At 63.6% G+C, this 16,088-nt stretch carries 13 protein-coding genes and 2 pseudogenes; 5 read left to right on the forward strand and 10 right to left on the reverse strand.

What is annotated here, in order from left to right; translation table 11 throughout:
* Window positions 1-13: 13 nt before the first annotated feature.
* Both JQ507_25290 and JQ507_25295 read left to right on the forward strand, forming a co-directional pair.
* On the forward strand, window positions 14-1,705 hold the full coding sequence (locus JQ507_25290; protein QRI73508.1) for a response regulator: 1,692 nt from the start codon (window positions 14-16) through the stop codon (window positions 1,703-1,705).
* Window positions 1,706-1,717: 12 nt separating this feature from the next.
* Window positions 1,718-1,933 (forward strand): annotated as a pseudogene (locus tag JQ507_25295) (prolyl aminopeptidase).
* A gap of 126 nt (window positions 1,934-2,059) precedes the next feature.
* Here the strand turns inward: JQ507_25295 and JQ507_25300 are convergent.
* Window positions 2,060-2,440: pseudogene (locus JQ507_25300) on the reverse strand (hypothetical protein).
* Window positions 2,441-2,680: 240 nt separating this feature from the next.
* Here JQ507_25300 and JQ507_25305 point away from each other — a divergent pair.
* A complete protein-coding gene (locus JQ507_25305; GenBank protein QRI68225.1) occupies window positions 2,681-4,036 on the forward strand; it encodes an amidohydrolase family protein in 1,356 nt (451 codons plus the stop codon).
* 384 nt (window positions 4,037-4,420) lie between these two features.
* Here the strand turns inward: JQ507_25305 and JQ507_25310 are convergent, their stop codons facing one another.
* The 4 genes from JQ507_25310 to JQ507_25325 are packed head-to-tail and all read right to left on the reverse strand — an operon-like array spanning window position 4,421 to window position 6,458.
* Complete coding sequence (locus tag JQ507_25310) at window positions 4,421-5,089, reverse strand: aquaporin family protein (GenBank protein ID QRI73509.1); 669 nt, start codon at window positions 5,087-5,089, stop codon at window positions 4,421-4,423.
* Window positions 5,089-5,616, reverse strand: coding sequence for an arsenate reductase ArsC (locus tag JQ507_25315; GenBank protein ID QRI68226.1), 528 nt, complete (start codon window positions 5,614-5,616; stop codon window positions 5,089-5,091). The genes JQ507_25310 and JQ507_25315 overlap by 1 nt, the downstream gene beginning before the upstream one ends.
* A gap of 9 nt (window positions 5,617-5,625) precedes the next feature.
* Window positions 5,626-6,099 (reverse strand): VOC family protein, encoded by a 474-nt coding sequence (locus JQ507_25320; GenBank protein ID QRI68227.1) that lies wholly within the window; start codon window positions 6,097-6,099, stop codon window positions 5,626-5,628.
* A gap of 11 nt (window positions 6,100-6,110) precedes the next feature.
* Window positions 6,111-6,458 (reverse strand): helix-turn-helix transcriptional regulator, encoded by a 348-nt coding sequence (locus JQ507_25325; protein QRI68228.1) that lies wholly within the window; start codon window positions 6,456-6,458, stop codon window positions 6,111-6,113.
* Window positions 6,459-7,035: 577 nt separating this feature from the next.
* On the opposite strand from JQ507_25325, the gene JQ507_25330 reads away from it, so the two are divergent.
* Together JQ507_25330 and JQ507_25335 are read left to right on the forward strand one after the other, a co-directional pair.
* Window positions 7,036-7,635: a hypothetical protein gene (locus JQ507_25330; protein ID QRI68229.1), complete on the forward strand. Its 600-nt coding sequence runs from the start codon at window positions 7,036-7,038 to the stop codon at window positions 7,633-7,635.
* Between the two features lie 546 nt (window positions 7,636-8,181).
* Window positions 8,182-8,793 (forward strand): PAS domain-containing protein, encoded by a 612-nt coding sequence (locus JQ507_25335; protein QRI68230.1) that lies wholly within the window; start codon window positions 8,182-8,184, stop codon window positions 8,791-8,793.
* A gap of 348 nt (window positions 8,794-9,141) precedes the next feature.
* On the opposite strand, the gene JQ507_25340 is transcribed toward JQ507_25335, so the two are convergent.
* The 5 genes from JQ507_25340 to JQ507_25360 all read right to left on the reverse strand — a co-directional run bounded on the left by JQ507_25340 (window position 9,142) and on the right by JQ507_25360 (window position 16,059).
* A complete protein-coding gene (locus tag JQ507_25340) occupies window positions 9,142-9,849 on the reverse strand; it encodes a L,D-transpeptidase (protein ID QRI68231.1) in 708 nt (235 codons plus the stop codon).
* 110 nt (window positions 9,850-9,959) lie between these two features.
* Window positions 9,960-10,841: a substrate-binding domain-containing protein gene (locus JQ507_25345; protein QRI68232.1), complete on the reverse strand. Its 882-nt coding sequence runs from the start codon at window positions 10,839-10,841 to the stop codon at window positions 9,960-9,962.
* A gap of 124 nt (window positions 10,842-10,965) precedes the next feature.
* Complete coding sequence (locus JQ507_25350) at window positions 10,966-12,159, reverse strand: DUF1501 domain-containing protein (GenBank protein ID QRI68233.1); 1,194 nt, start codon at window positions 12,157-12,159, stop codon at window positions 10,966-10,968.
* A 15-nt stretch (window positions 12,160-12,174) separates the two neighbouring features.
* Window positions 12,175-13,674, reverse strand: coding sequence for a DUF1800 domain-containing protein (locus JQ507_25355; GenBank protein ID QRI73510.1), 1,500 nt, complete (start codon window positions 13,672-13,674; stop codon window positions 12,175-12,177).
* An 81-nt stretch (window positions 13,675-13,755) separates the two neighbouring features.
* Window positions 13,756-16,059, reverse strand: coding sequence for a caspase family protein (locus tag JQ507_25360; protein ID QRI68234.1), 2,304 nt, complete (start codon window positions 16,057-16,059; stop codon window positions 13,756-13,758).
* Between the last annotated feature and the right edge of the window lie 29 nt (window positions 16,060-16,088).

Raw genomic sequence — 16,088 nt, forward strand, 5'->3', positions numbered from 1 at the left:
GATCGCCTCGGCTATGCGGGCGCGGCAGCGGCAATTTCTGATGCGCGATCAACTCGCGGAGCTGGACACGCAGCGGGCGAGCTTGAGAACGCTTCTCGACAACCTACCGGTCGGGGTCGTGTTTCTTGACAAGACCGGAACTGAACTGCTCTCGAATCCGGCATTCAGACGTTTTTCCAAGTCCGGCAAAAGCCCCGCTTTCGACCCTGCAGCGGAACATGAATGGCTAGCGCAGGACATCGACGGCTCTCCGCTCTCGCGAAGCCGTTTTCCGAGCGCGCGTGCACTGCAGGGCGAACATGTGACCGGGGTCGAATTTCTCTACACGGGCTCGGCAGAGGGACCAGTCTGGACCCGCATCAGCAGCGTGCCAATCGTGAGACACGACGGCGCGATCACGGGCGCGATAAGCGTCGTCGTCGACATCAACGAGCAAAAGCTCGCGCAGCAAAGGTTGGCGAAGGCCGCAGAGACGCTCGAGTTGCAGGTAGCCGAACGTACCGCGGAGCTCGAGAAGGCCTTGTCCGATCTCCGCAGGGAGACGGCAGAGCGGTCGCGGGCGGAATCTGCACTGATCCAAGCCCAGAAAATGGAAGCTGTCGGTCAGCTCACCGGGGGCATTGCGCACGATTTCAACAACATGCTCACCGGCGTCATCGGCGCCATCGATTTGATGAAACGACGCATTGCATCCAATCGGCTCGACGACTTGAATCGCTTCATGGACGCGGCGAGCACATCGGCGCACCGTGCTGCCAATCTGACATCACGACTTCTCGCTTTCTCGCGCCGGCAATCTCTCGACAGCAAACCGACCGATATCAATGCTCTCGTCCGGTCGCTTTCGGACCTGCTGCATCACACTGTGGACGAGAACATCTCGATCGCCATCCAAACCAACGAGGAGGTGCCCGCCGCCATAGTGGATGCCAATCAGCTCGAGAACGCCATCCTTAACCTCGCCATCAACGCGCGCGACGCGATGCCTCACGGAGGCAAGCTTACCGTCGAGACGTCTGTAGTTGACCTCGACGCGACATATACGAGGTCTCGACCAGGTATTTCGCCCGGCCGCTACGTGGTCGTGGCAGTTTCGGACACCGGAGTCGGAATGACGCCGGACCTGATCGAAAAGGCCTTTGATCCCTTCTTCACGACAAAGCCTGTGGGGCAAGGTACCGGTCTCGGTCTATCGATGGTCTACGGGTTCGCACGGCAGTCAAACGGCCAGGTCCGGATCCATTCGACACCGGGCCAAGGCACCTCCGCGAAGATCTACCTGCCGGCTGCGGATCAAAGCGCGATCGAGACCACCGTCCATCATGAAGCGTCTCCGCAAGGAGCCGGTCAGCCTGTTCTGCTTGTCGAAGACGACCCTTCGGTTCGTCTTCTCATCGGCGAACTGCTATCGGAGTTGGGTTACCGAACGATCGAAGCACCTGATTCCGACTCCGCAATCAAGCTGCTGGAAAGCGGTCGTCCGATAGACATGATGATTTCCGATGTTGGACTGCCCGGCATGAACGGCCGGCAACTTGCCGAAGTCGCTCGCAAGCATCACCCGCAAGTGCCGATCCTCTTCGTCACGGGCTATGCCGCAAACGCCGCCATTCGAGCTGGCTTCCTCGGAACAAACATGGCGATGATAAGCAAGCCCTTTCAGATCGAAGAACTAGCGGTAAAGATAGGTGAGATGCTGTCCTAGAGAGCGCTTTAGCTGATGGACGAGGCCGGCAAGCTCGCCGGCATTCCCGGCATCCTGGTGCAGGGCCGCTACGATCTGCTGTGCCCGCCCGCAACCTCGCATGCACTCGCCGCGCGCTGGCTGGGCAGCGAAGTCCGCATCGTCGATGGCGCCGGCCACATCCTCTACGACCCCGGCATCCGCAACGCCGTGATGAAGGCGATCGCCGATCTGGCGACAAGACAATGACCAGGGCACACTCATAAGCCGGAGCGCCCGCAAGGCGACGCGAAAGCAAACGCTGCATCACATCGCGAGCGGCTTTTCATCAACGCGGCGGCAGGGACGCTGATCCGCTCCGAGAAATCGGCCCACGCCGTCGGCTGCCTGTGCGGCCGGATTGATCAGGGAGCGTAGCCGCAATTCATCGAACGGCAGGTTCGTGTTGATCCGGCCCGAATGATACAGATAGCTGTCGATATCGATAGCTTTCAGATGCGACAGCTGCACCTCGCGCTCTTCGTAGCGCACCGTGTAATCATTGCGCGAACGATAGTCGAAATCGCGCACGCCGGTGAACCGCACGCGGTCGCCGTCGATGAACGCCCGCGGCATGACGGCCACTTCCGGGCGCCAATGACGATCATGTGACGGGGGAATGGCGATCCACCATCCGACGACGCCGAAAAACAGCGCGGCCACCACTGCGGACATGCTGCGCCGCCGCGACAGCCACAGCGCCCAGAAAGCCGATGATCGCAATCAGCCGGTCGGCGATTCGAATCAGAAATCCGGCAAGTGCACTCATTGACGTCCTTGGCGTCGGGGCGCTTACATCGCGGCGGACAGCGCGAGCGTACACGCATTGAACTTCACTTGTCAGACCCGCTCTGGTAGCATTGATGCCGGCGTGACGGTCCGCAAATGGCGACCGTCCAGATGCGATACTGTCACAGGCGGCGCTCACTGCTGGATTCCATCCGCGAGGTATCTGCGATGGTTGCCCTGTCCTTGCGAGCCTTTCGTGCCACGCTTCCGCTTCTAGCCCTCGGTCTGGCGCCCGCGGTCTGCGCCCAGGGCACTCCACCGGCGCCCATCAGCACGACGTTATTTCAAAATGTACGCATCTTCGACGGCAAGGGCGGTTCGCTCTCGGCGCCGTCTGACGTCCTTGTGAGAGGCAACGTCATCGAGAAAATCTCGGCGACGCCGATCACCGCCGAGCCCGGCAGCACCGTGATCGCCGGCAGCGGGCGGACGCTGATGCCTGGCCTGATCGACAACCATTGGCATGCGATGCTGATCCGGACCAATCCCGCTCAGGCGATGGGCGACGTCGGCTTCAACAACATCGCCGCCGGTGTCGAGGCGACCGACACATTGATGCGGGGCTTCACGACGATCCGCGACCTCGGCGGCCCGACCTTCGGCCTGAAGGACGCCATCGACCAAGGATTGATCGCCGGACCGCGCATCTATCCCTCCGGCGCGATGATCACCGTGACCAGTGGACACGGCGATTTCCGCCAATTATCCGATCTGCCGCGGACGATCGGCGGCATGCTGACGCGCATGGAACAGGTCGGAGGCAGCATGATCGCCGACAGCCCGGACGAAGTCCGCGTGCGCGTCCGCGAGCAACTCATGCAGGGCGCTTCCCAGATCAAACTGACGGCCGGCGGCGGCGTCTCCTCGCCCTTCAGTCCGATCGACGTGTCGACCTTCACGGAGGCGGAGCTGCACGCCGCGGTCGAGGCGGCCGAGAACTGGGGGACTTACGTCACGGTGCATGCCTTCACCCCCGCGGCGATCCAACGGTCGATCGCAGCCGGGGTGCAATGCATCGAGCACGGCTTCCTGATGGACGAGGCGACCGCGAAGCTGATTGCGGACAAGGGCGTGTGGCTGAGCACGCAGCCGCTTCCCGAAGAAATGCGAACCGGCCTGGCGGCCGGATCGGTGCAGCGGGCAAAGGCCGATGAAGTCTGGCCCGGCATCGCCAGGACCTACCAACTGGCAAGGAAGTATAAGATCAAGACGGCGTGGGGCACCGACGTTTTGTTCTCCGGGGCATTGGCCAAGCGGCAGGGCGCGATCCTCGCTTCGCTCACCCGCTGGTACACGCCCGGCGAAGTGCTGGTCATGGCGACGTCGACCAACGCCGAATTGCTGGCTTTGTCCGGCAAGCGCAATCCGTATCCCGGCAAGCTCGGGGTCGTCGAGCAGGGCGCGCTGGCCGATCTTCTGCTGGTCGACGGCAATCCGCTCGAAAATATCGATCTGGTCGCCGACCCCGCCAGGAACTTCAAGGTGATCATGAAGGACGGCAAGATCTACAAGAACGAGAGTTGAGACGGTGGGCGCCACCGAGCGTGTCGCGCCACATCCGAGGGCCGACCTCCTCGGAGAAGCCGGCAAGGCCCCGGCCCGGTTCGCCGAGACGGTGGGCAGGATAGCAGTCGCCCCCTGATTGACGCGGATGTCCCGGCCGCCGACGTCGTCGAAGCCAGGTTGAACTGCTCGCGCATCCGGCGCCCGGACCGGCGGCCGACGCCGTTGCCTATGCCGGCAGCACGATCACCTCCGTCTTGACGAGCGTTCGCGAATAGAGGGCGAGCATGTCCGGGCTGAGCAAGCCAGTACGGATGCCAGGACATATGGAGCATGGATCGCTGCGATAGAAGCCGCGTCTGCGGCGGATGCAACCCGTACACTGTCAACGGTAATGCCCATGGCCTATGCCGGCTTCCTCTCGCGCCACAGCCACCCGGCGAGGGCAACCGCAGCCAGCATGCCGACGGACTGAGCGACGATAAAAGCGGCAACGCCGCCGGGCGCTATTCCGGCAAAGGTGTCGGAAAGCGAGCGCGCGATTGTCACCGCCGGATTCGCGAACGAGGTCGAGGCTGTGAACCAATAGGCCGACGTGATGTACAGGCCGACGGCATACGGAATCGCCCCCGGTGCCCTGGCGGCGCAACCGAATATGGTCAGGAGCAAGCCAAAGGTGGCAACCGCTTCAGCGAGCCATTGCCCGCTGCCGGAACGCTGCGTCATCGAGAGTTGCAGCACCGGCAGTTCAAACATGAGGTGAGCCACCCATACTCCCGCGACGGCTCCAACGATCTGAGCAGCGATGTAGGCAACCGCAATTGGCCAACGCAGTTCGCTCCGAATCGAGAGCGCGAGACTTACGGCAGGATTGAAGTGCGCGCCTGAGACCGGTCCGAAGACCAATATGAGCACAGCGAGAATTGCGCCGGTTGGGATGGTATTGCAAAGCAGCGCGAGCGCAACATTCCCGCCCGCGAGCTTCTGGGCCATGATCCCGGAGCCGACGACGGCAGCCAGGAGAAGCGCCGTGCCAAGCAATTCCGCGACCAGACGGCGCGCCAGCGTCGGCATCAATGCGCTTCCGTGGCCTTGGCCGTCGAGCCTTCCATTTGCCCGATCTCTCGGAGCTTGCCCTGCAAGCTGAGCGCGTCGATGGATCGCAGAGGCAGCGCGGTAAAGACGGCAATTCGCTGATTGAGCATGCGATAGGCATCCTCGAATGCGACCGCGATTTCGGCCGGCGTCCCCTTCGCCTCAGCCGGATCAGGAATGCCCCAGTGGGCTGTTGCAGGATGTCCGGGCCAGACCGGGCATGCTTCAGCCGCCGCGCTATCGCAGACCGTGAACACGAAGTCGAACTGGGGCTCGCCGGCCTTGGCGAACTCGTCCCATGATTTCGAGCGGTAGCCCGACGTATCGTAGCCCATGTTTTCGAGAAGATGGATGGCGTGCGGATTGACCCGGCCCTTGGGCTGGCTGCCGGCGCTGTAGGCGCGGAAATGACCTGCGCCCACCTTGTTCAAGATCGCTTCCGCAATGATCGAGCGCGCCGAGTTTCCGGTGCAGAGGAACAGAACGTTGTATGGGCGATCAGCCACGGCGCACCGTCACGTCGCGCAGCACGCGGAAGAACCTGGCGCTGCCTGCGGGGCGCAGCAGGCCGATTGCTTGCCATGCGCGACGCGCGCCGTGTTCTCTCCGGTGCCATCACCATAGACCGTGCTCTCGCCGGTCGTGTGAAAGGTTTCCCAGGCGATGCCTGCGGGATCGTCGATCCACGACTTCTCGGACTTGGCGTAGCAACAGGCCGCCTCGCCCTGCTCGATGATGTTGCCCCCCGCCTGACTCAAGCGGTCGTAGACCTCGTGAAGCTCCTCTTGGCTCTCAACCTGAATGCCGAGATGATCCAGGCCGGGCTCGCGGCCTCTGGCCGAAATGGCGAAATTCACGCGAGGATCATCGAGCATCCACTTTGCGTAATCCGTCTTGAGAACCGTTGGTTGGGCAGCGAACAAGGCAGAGTAGAAGCCTACGGACTGTGAAAGATCGCTCACGGTGACGTGGACATGAAGGCGCTTCATGGAGTGTCCTTTCAGGCTGGGATTTTCGTGCGCTTGCGCGCCGGTTTGCATTCGGCGGCGGCAGGCGCACAGGGCGCGCCGCCACAGCAGTTTTCAGTCAGGAAGCCAAGGAGCGCGTTCATCTGCTCGAACTGCGCGGCATAGATCATCGAGCGGCCTTCGCGGCGAACGCTGACAAGACCCGCCGCGCGCAGCCGGTCAAAGTGAAATGTCAGCGTATTGGGCGCAAGATCGAGAGCGCCGGCGACTGCGCCCGCTGGCATGCCCTCCGGTCCGGCTTGCACGAGCAGCCGGAATATATCGAGGCGATTGTCCTGCGCGAGTGCCGCCAAGGCGGCAACAGCATCGGTCTTTTTCATACTTCAGTATTTATCGAAATAAAGTCCGCTGTCAATAACATTTCAGCATTCATTGAAATATCGAGGGCAAGCCCTTTGCCGGATTGCGAAGCCGGGATGGAATGATCCGAAGGACCGCCGCGCAGTGTTGCTGGTGCCCGCCCGCGACCTCGCACGCGCTCGTCGCGCGCCCGGCGAGGCAGCGAAGTCCGCATCGTCGATGGCGCAAGCCACATCCTCGACGACCCCGGCATCCGCAACGCGGTGATGAAGTCGATCGCGGATCTGGCGGCGAGACAATGACCAGGGCGCCCGGCATGTTCTCAAACCGAACTTGGCTCCGCTGAAAGTTGACGTATTGGCCAGTTGGCATCCTCGTCAGGATGGAGATGCCCAGCACAAATGGCTGCGGGAGTGGTTAGTCAGCGTCCTTTAGATGCATTGAAGTCCGCTTCTGACCCATTTCGGAACTCGCAACTTCTTGAGTGAAATTTGGTCAGACCGCAGAACACTCTTTGACTCACATCAAAAATGGCTTGGCGCGGCATGTTAATCGGCAACATGGGGCGGCGTTATTCGACTTCATGGAGACCAGTAAATGGCTACACAAAGCAATATCCACTTCTTTACAAATTGGGCCAAAGAGCGTCTCGACGAAATGGACGCAACGGTGACCTCGCTTGAGGGCAAGGCTGCCGAGGTGCAGGCCGATGTCCGCGACAAAGCGAAGAAGGTTCTTGCTGATCTGCGCTCGCAGCGTGATGACTTCCGTGACACCATGAAGAAGCAGTCGGAAGCTAACGAGGCCGCGTGGATCCAGACAAAAGCAAAGCTTGAGGCTGACTGGGGCTTGTTCCAGGCCGAGGTCAAGAAATATGTCGAAAGCTTCGGCAAGCAAATCGAGCACCAGCAGGCGACGTTCAAGCTTCAAGCCGATGCCCAATTGAAAGCGTGGCGCGAAGTAGCCGAGAAGCTTGGCCGCGATGCCAAGAAATTCGCCTCTGAGCGTCGGGACGATATCGACGCCGCCGTTAAGCGCATGAACGCAGATGCAGTCGAGGCGGAGAAAAAACTAGAGAAGTTGAATCAGGCGGGAACCCAGTCATGGTCCGCACTCATGGCGGCCTTGACGGAAACGCGCACGGCCTTCGATCGCGCCAATGAGGCTGCGCGGGAGGCGTTCAAGCGAGCTGCTTGATGGAGCACCCGGTTAGACTCGGAGAGACCGCTGCCAGGCGGTCTTTTTTTGTTCGACGGGGATCAAGAATTGACATTCTCGGCGTGTGTCGACGGGCGAACGCGACCGGACCGCCTGGGACTGGCAGCGTTATGTCGCCTCTTGGCCCGTGGCTGACCTCAGCCCAGAGCGCGGCGATGTCCGCTTCCGAGAGGTGACCCGACCAAGGGCATGCCGGCTGCCGGGGGCAGCCTTTGACCCAAAGCGGCGGTAGCCCCTCTCCGCGCCATTGCACACGGTTGTCTTGACAGCCTGAACGAGCGTTTGCCTGAAATAGATTCGCTTTCGGCTTGCTCCAAGTGCCGCAGTTCCATGTTATCGCGATCATACAAGCCGAGCCTGACGTGCAGCACGCACAAAGCCGAGTATTGGCGTTTGAAACCTGGGTTCGACTTGGCTCAACTCGGATTGCTGGCGCATTTTCAATGGTCCCTAACGGTTCGCAAAGCGGTATAAGTGAACATAATCGCCCCGAGTACAGGAGCTGACTGCACGAGAAAGGTGATCATGATGGATGCTCTCCACCACCCGACTTTTCGCTCTCCCGCAGCACAAATGCTCAACGCTCAAAAAGCCTGCCGCCTTCTGTTCGAGACTGCGCCGATTAGTCTCCTCGTGCTTACTCCAGAGTTGCGGATCATCGATGCCAACGACTCGTATCTTGCCGACGTCGCGATGGAGCGCGATGCCCTCGCGAGCATGTCGATGTTCGAAGTCTTCCCTGATAGCCCGCACGATCTTAGGGCTGATGGTGTGCGCAACCTTCAAGCGTCTTTTGACGCGGTGATGCATACCGGCCGCGCGGACGTGATGCCCCTGCAGCGGTATGACATTAAACCGCAAAGGCGGCCATGGGAGGTTCGCTACTGGCATCCGAAGAATTGGGCGATGATAGACGAGGGAGGTTCTGTTCTCGCCTTGGTACACCACGTGAGAGATGTAACCAGAGAGATCCTCGCGCAGAGGGAGATGAGTTCACGCGCCTCAATAGGCGATCTCTTGCGACGAGCCGATGTTGCAATACAGGATAGCCGAGAAATAATGTCGTTGGCGAGGAAAGATCGCGAGGTGAGCAAAGCGCTTACTCGGCAGGTTCTAAGGCAGAAACCGTACCCTTAATGGCGTAGCCGTCATCTGTAATGCTATTTATTATAAGTCCTTGCCTACTTCCGCTTCTGGGGCCCATAACCGAAATTCGCCCTGAGCATCGGAACGTCGGCTTGTTGATGTGAAGCGGACCCAATCTCCCCGATCGAGATGGCTGCCTTTGCCCCATAGCGGCCACGACGTTGACCCGACAAATAGCGCCCTCGATGCTTGTGCAACGAGCACGCAGCGCTTCGGCCTGCTGTCCGGATTTCGCCGTGACACCAGGGTGAGCCGCACGCGTTCAAGCCGGCACAGTCTAGCCGACGGGATTCTCGGAGAGCTACTGGCGGTGCCTCGACCGGCGGCCGACGCCGTCGCCTATGCCGGCAGCACGATCACCTTCGTCTTGACGGGCGTTCGCGCATAGAGATCGATCATGTCCTGGCTGAGGAGGCCGGTGCAGCCGCTCGTAATGCCGTTCCCGATCGTTTCGGGGGCGCTGGTGCTATAAATCGTGTAAAGCGTGTACACCCCGTTTTGGTAGAGGTAGAGCACGCGCGCGCCGAGTGGATTGTCGAGGCCTCCCGGCATGCCGCGCGCATATTTGCCGGCCTCCGGCTGGCGCGCGATCATCTCCTTGGGCGGCGTCCAGGTCGGCCATTCGGCCTTGCGCCCGACGTAAGCCTCTCCGCTCCATCGGAACCCATCGCGGCCGACATTGGCGCCATAGCGGGTCGCGTTTCCCTCGCCTTCGATGCGGTAGACATAGTATTTGCCGGGATCGACGATGATCGTACCGGGCGCCTCACCGCTGTCGTACTTCACTGTCTTGCGAAAATATTTCGGATCGACCTTGCTGACATCGACCGCAGGGATCGGGAATTTCTCGTCGGGCACGGGCCCGTAGAGCTTCTCCGCCTCGGCGAGGCTCATGTAGTCGGATGCGCAACCGGCTACGCTCAGTGCGGCGAGACCGGCAGCAGAGCCGGCTAGAAACGCCCGGCGGTTGAGAAGCCGCGACCGAGGCCCGGGCAAAGCACCCTCGTCCATCGCGTCGGCGTCGGCATTTCCACGGTCCGTCAACATGATTTCGGATTTTCCCTTGTCCCGTCGTACGCCCGGATAAGACTTTGGCATACCGCAGGAAGGTGGAGAAAAAGTTCTTCGTCAGCCGGGGTCGAAAATCTCCTTGACGCCTAGGCCGGATCCATTCCCTTGGACTTGAGCACGGCGGAACCGGTCGGACCGGTGAGGAGCTCGATCAGCGATCTGGCGGCTGCCGGATCCTTGCTCGTGGATCCGATGCCGACCGCGAAGACGATCACGCTGTTCAAATCACCGGGCAGAGGGCCGACCACCTGAGCCCCCGGAACCGCGGCAATTTCCGAGGCCTGTGCGACGCCCATTTCGACTTCGCCCTTGGCGACGAGTTCGCCCGCTTCGGCGCCCGGCACCAGGACCGTCTTGGATTTCATCTGCTCGGCGATGCCGAGACGATCGATGACCTTGGCGAAATAGACGCCACTGGCACCGCCCTTCGCTGGATCGGCGTAGGAGATCGATTTGGCGGCGAGAAGCGCAGTCTTCAGTTGCTCCACCGTGCCGATGTCGGGCTTGGGCGCACCGGTACGAACCCCGACGGCGACATAAGAGCGGCCCACGTTGACGATGCTGCCCTCGGCAACCTTGCCCTGGGTCAAGAGACCGTCGAGGGCCGCGCGCGACAGGATCATCACATCTGCGGTTTCGCCCGCCTCGATCCGCTTCTTCAGATCGGCGATCGTGCTGTAGACGACGATTAGCTTGTTGCCGCTGCCGCTCTCGAACTTCGGGATCAGTTCGCCGAGTGTGGGGGTGAGCGCGACCGTGCTCATGACCTTGACGTCGGCCGCATGCGCGGCGGGTGCTGCCGCTTCCAGAGTTAACAGGAACGCCGCCGTGAGGGCGGCCCGCCGTGAGAAAAACCGTCCCATCATGGCTTGCTTGCCTCCCGGTTGGCTGCATCCCAGGCATGAGCCTAAGCGGGACAGCGTCGCCCGCGCGGCCTGGACCGGTTCGCCGGCCATACCGGCAGCCATGCAAGATTTCTGAATAATAGAAGTGTACTGTTGATTTGCCCGACGTGTCAAGTCGCCGGGTCGAACCCCGGCAACCTGTCGCTCCTTTGCATGGGGTTGTTTTCGATATTTTTGCAGTGCCACTTCAAACCAGGTTCAGGTCCTTCGGCTTGATGCCGGTGAAGATGCGCTCGAGGCTCGCCTGCTGCAGGCCGTAGACGTGCTGGATCAGGCCGGCGAAGAACGCCTTGTAATCGGTCAGCACAGGAAAGTCGCGGTTCTGGAACAGCGTCGCCTGGGCGACCTGGACCTGCTCGCCGGCCATCCGGCCGCCATTGATGCCGCCGCCCATCACCCAGTAGACGCTGCCATGGCCATGATCGGTGCCGCGGTCGCCATTCTCGCGGAAGGTGCGGCCGAACTCGGAGATCACGACCACGACGGTGTCGCGCCACATCTGAGGGCCGATCTCTTCGGAGAAGCCGGCAAGGCCCCGGCCCAGTTCGCCGAGACGGTCGGCGAGATAGCCGGTCGCGGCGCCCTGGTTGACGTGGGTGTCCCAGCCGCCGACGTCGACGAAGCCGAGGTTGAACTGCTCGCGCATCAGGCGGCCGATCCGCCGCGCCGACAGTTCGAAGCCGCGCGGCGACACCGCGCCGCGGTTCGCCGCCATCATCTCCTCGGAGACCGACTTGTAGACGTCGTCGCGGACGCGAAAACCTTCGGACACCGAGTTGGCGAGGTCGCCCTTGCCGTACATGTCCCTGATCAGCCGCGCCTGGCGGTCGTCGACACCCGGCTTGCTGACGCTGGCGATGCCGATGTTCGGGATCTGGTTCTGGCCGCGGAAGATCAGCGGCAGCTGGTCGGTGAAGGAGATCGGCTTCACCCGCGTCAGCTCGGTCGCGAGCCGGCTCATGAAGCCGGAGCGATAGTCGCGGCTGCCGCCGACCGCCTGGCCGAGTTCGATCGTGTCCTGGGTTTCGAAATGGCTGCGCGAAAGGTCGTCGCTGGTGCCGGCAAACGGCACGAACGCGATCTCGCGCTTGGCCCACAGCGGATAGATCGAATCGCGCAGCGCCGGATGCAGTCCCCATCCGGCGTCGAGCGCCAGCGCGGCGTTGGGATTGCCCGCATCGGGCCGCGCCACCGCAAGCGTCGGGCGCGAGGCGTAGTAGAACTCGCTGCCGACCGGCACCACCACGTTGGCGGCGTCGTAGGCGCCGCGCAGGAACACCACCAGCATGCGCGCGTCGGTGGCCGGCGCCGCCCAGACCCGGCCGGCCAGGGTGAGCGAGGTGGAAGCGGCGAAGGCCTTGATCAGTTCGCGGCGGTTCATCGTCGAACCTCCCTTTCAGTGCATGAACTCGGGTGACGACAGAAACAGCGTGTTCCAGTCCTGCGGTGAGACCGCCTGGTCGAGCGCGGCGAGCGTGGTCGGGCTCAGCGTCTGCCTGATGTTGCTGAAATAGAGCCCGTTCATCACGAGCGGAAACGCCGGCTGGTCGACGGCATTGGGCTCGTTCGGCTTGAACAGTCCGGCCGATCCCGAGCCGATCGCGCGCGCGATCTCGAAACGCAGCATCATCTGCCCGGGACCGTTCCAGGCCGCCGACAGCATCGAATAGCCGTCGGGCGTCTCGTGATTGAACAGACCTTCGGACAGGCGATTGAGCCAGCCCTGGATCGGCAACGTATTGAGGATCACCTTGTTGTCGTAGGCGAGCCGCACCGACGACATCACGTAGAGCATCGGGTCCTTGAACTTGGCGCCGCCCTTCAGGCTCGCGGTGAATTCCGGCGCATGAACCAGCGTCGACATCACGGCCGCGATATCGCCGTCGGTCTTCTGGAAGGTCTGCGCCATCTGCTGCACCAGCGCCGGCGGCGGATTGTCGGACACGAAATAGGTCGCCAGCTGCTTTGCGATGTGCGTGGCGGTCGCGGGATGATGGCAGAGAATGTCGAGGGCCTCATCGACCTCGGCGAGGCCGCGGCCCTTGATCTGATGGCCCAAGAAAGCCTTGTCGCCGAAATCGTGGCGCGCCGGATTGAACTCGAAGGCACCTTCGCGAACCAGCTGCGACTGCTGCTCGGGCTTCAGCTTCGGATCCTCCGACTTGAAGTCGATGCCGACGCCGGTGAGGATCCGCGCCAGCGCCTCGACATCGGCCTGGGTGTAGCCTGAGCCGACGCCCATGGTATGCAGCTCCATGATCTCGCGGGCGTAGTTCTCGTTGAGGTGACCGGCCGCGTTATCGGCGTTGTCGAGGTATCGCAGCATCACCGGATGATGCAGCGTCGCCGACAGCAGGTTGCGGAACTTGCCGAGCGCGTTGGCGCGGATCGCGCGGTCCTCGTAGTCGCCGACCAAGACGCGGATGTTGGCCTTGTACTGGTGAACGTTGAAGTGGTTGAACCAGAACCAGGTCAGGCGTTCGCGCAATTGATCCGGAGCATAAAGCGCGCGCAGGATGGTGCGGGCCGCGGCCTGCCTGGCGCGGTCGTTCATGGCCTGCTGATAGACCTGTTGCGCCGCCTTCTTCTGCTCCGGATCGGCTACCTGGTTGGCGGATTTGCCTTGCTGGTCGAACGAGGCCGCGATGTCGAACGGGAAGCGATGCACGTCCGGCATCGCCTCGATCTGCTTCTGGACGGCGTCCGGCAATACGGTGCCAGCCGGATGCAGTTGCTCCTGCAACCAGCGCTCGGTGCCGACCTCTCGCAGATGCGCCGCGCTGGACGCGTTGACGCCCCAGGTCAGGCGATCGAGCAGCGCGATGTCCTGCGCGGCAAGCTCGGCCGCCCGTGCCGGCTGGTGATATGCCACCAGCGCGGCGATCGTGCCGATCATCAGTTTCGCGACTGTCCGCGATCCGAGTGTGGCCGTGGTGCTCATCAAAGGCTGACCTGCTCGGCTCATGGTGTCACGCCCTCAGTGTTTGCATTTGCCGGGAGGGCACGCCGGCGCGGCGCGGGCTGGTGCCGCGGGCCTTGGCGGCGGCGCTGCCATCCGCGGCGGCGGTGCTGCGCGTTGCGCCTGCATCGCCGGCCGCGGTGGCGGCGGCGCAGCACGTGGGGCCGGCGCCGGTGCCGGACGCGGCTGCACGGCTGCGGCACGCGGCGGCGGCGGCGCTGCGGCCCGTGCCGGCGCGGGCCGCGAGACCGGCGGCGGCGACACCGCGGCATGCGCCGGTGCCGAACGCGCAGCCGGCGTCGTCCGTGCCGGTGCCGCGCGGCTCGCCGGCCCTGCCGCGGTTGCGGGCTTTACGTTTGCGGTCGGCGCGGTCGTGGCATGCATGAGCTGTTGCTGCCGTCCTGGTTTGCCGGCGGTCGCGGGCGAGGCCGGCGCGTTTGCTGTCGGTGCAACGCCGGGCTTGGCTGGAGGCGCAGGTTGCGCGTTGGCAGGCGCCATCGCCGTCGCCGGCTTGCCTGGCGCTGGCGCATTCGGCTTCGCCCCGGGTTGCGTAGAGCCGGGCTGCGCGGCGCCCGGCTGCATGACGCCCGGCTGGGCGGCGCCATGCTGCTGCGTGGCGTTGGCCGGCGCGGTCGCCGACTGCGGCAGCGGCGGTCCATTCTTCGCGCCCGGCAAAGTGTGCGCGCCCGGAGCGCCCATCGCGTTCGGCGTGGTGGCGGCGTTGGGCGCCGCGCCAGGGGCTCCCATCGCGCCTTGCGCCGGCGTCGCGCCTTGCGGACCGCCTGGTTGCACCAGGTTGGCGCGCTGCATCGCGGCGGCCGGCAGTTGCGGAGCCGCCGTGACCGGCGCCCCGCCCATCGCTGCGGTCACCCCGGCGGCATGGAGCTGCGCCGGCGTGGGGTTGGGATTGTTGATGACGGTGTTGATGACCGTCGTGTTGTGGATGTTGTTGAACACGATGTTGTTCTGCGGCGGCACCACATAGGCCGGCGCGGCGACATAGGCCGGCATCGCCACGAAGAACGGCGTCGGCAGCACGAACAGGCCGATCGGCGGCGGCGGCGGCGGCAGCACGACGAAGTCCGGCGGCGGCGGCGGCAGGAAGAACACCGGCGGCGGCGGCGGCGGCGCGAAGGCGAACACCGGATCGCTGTAGTAGAGCACCGGACGGTCGACATAGACGATCTCGTCGGGCGGCGGCGGCGGCACGTCGTAATCGATCGCCGCGAACTGCGGCGGCGGCTCCAGCGCGGCCGACAGATAGGCGAGCCGGCGCCTTGCGTCGTAAGCATGCGGCCCGCGCGGATAACGCCGCAGATACGACCAATACGCGTCGGCCGTGTCGGCGTTGTAGGTGCGCCGCCAGGTGATCGCCTCGCGCCGCGCCGCCACGATCGCGCGCACCCGCTTGGCCAGCGGATCGGTCGGATAGGCCTGCAGGTAATCCTCATAGCCTTGCAGCGTGTCGCGCTCCAGCGCCGCCGCATAGGCATCCTGCGCCGGGAAATCGCGGATCGGCTTGGTGCGCAGTCCGGCATCGACCTGCTGCGGCGGCGCATCCGGCTTGCGCTCGAAGAACATGAAGGGCGCGTCGACCTTCTGCGCATTCCACGGGATCTCGGCGCCCTTGGTCATTTCGTTGACCCGCAGGCGAACGCGGTCGAACACCTCGGGCAAGGTCAGGCCGCCGGCGCGAATCATTTCCGCCAGCGCCTGCGCGTAGGGCCCGTAAGGCGGCGCGCCGTCGGGGGCGACGGTGCCCGGCGCCGAATTGAAGGCGATCAGCATCTTCGGTTCGGGATCGACCAGCGCGAGGCCGCCGGCCAGCGGCTGGCCGTCCTTGGCGAAGGGATTGCTGCGCGCCGCATCGAGCACGATCACGCCGGCCTTGATCGGCAATGCCGAGAGCAGATGGCTGTAGTCGGAGATGCGGATCGCCTCGACCGGCACGTCGGTGTCGCGGGCGATCTTGGCGTCGACCGGCACGAAGTAGTTCTCGCCGGTGAGTTGCACGCCGTAGCCGGCGAGGTAGACGAAGGCGACGGCGTTCGGTCCGGCGTCCTGCACCTTCTGGATGAAGTCGCGGAACGACTTGCGGAGCGTCTCGCTATCGAGATCGCGCGCCCCGATCACGTCGAAGCCGGCGGCCTGCAAGGTCTGCGCCACCAGTCCGGCGTCGTTTGCGGCGGTCTGCAGCGCGCCGGCCTGGTAGGCGCCGTTGCCGACGACGAGCGCGAGGCGCTTCTCCTGGTCCTCCGCATGGACAGGAAGCGCGGCGAACGACACCAGACCGACGATCAAAGCCCACAGAATGCGCGCCATAGTGGTCGTCCCTTTTCTTCTCGAGAGTT

Source organism: Bradyrhizobium sp. PSBB068, assembly GCA_016839165.1.
Taxonomy (GTDB): Bacteria; Pseudomonadota; Alphaproteobacteria; order Rhizobiales; family Xanthobacteraceae; genus Bradyrhizobium.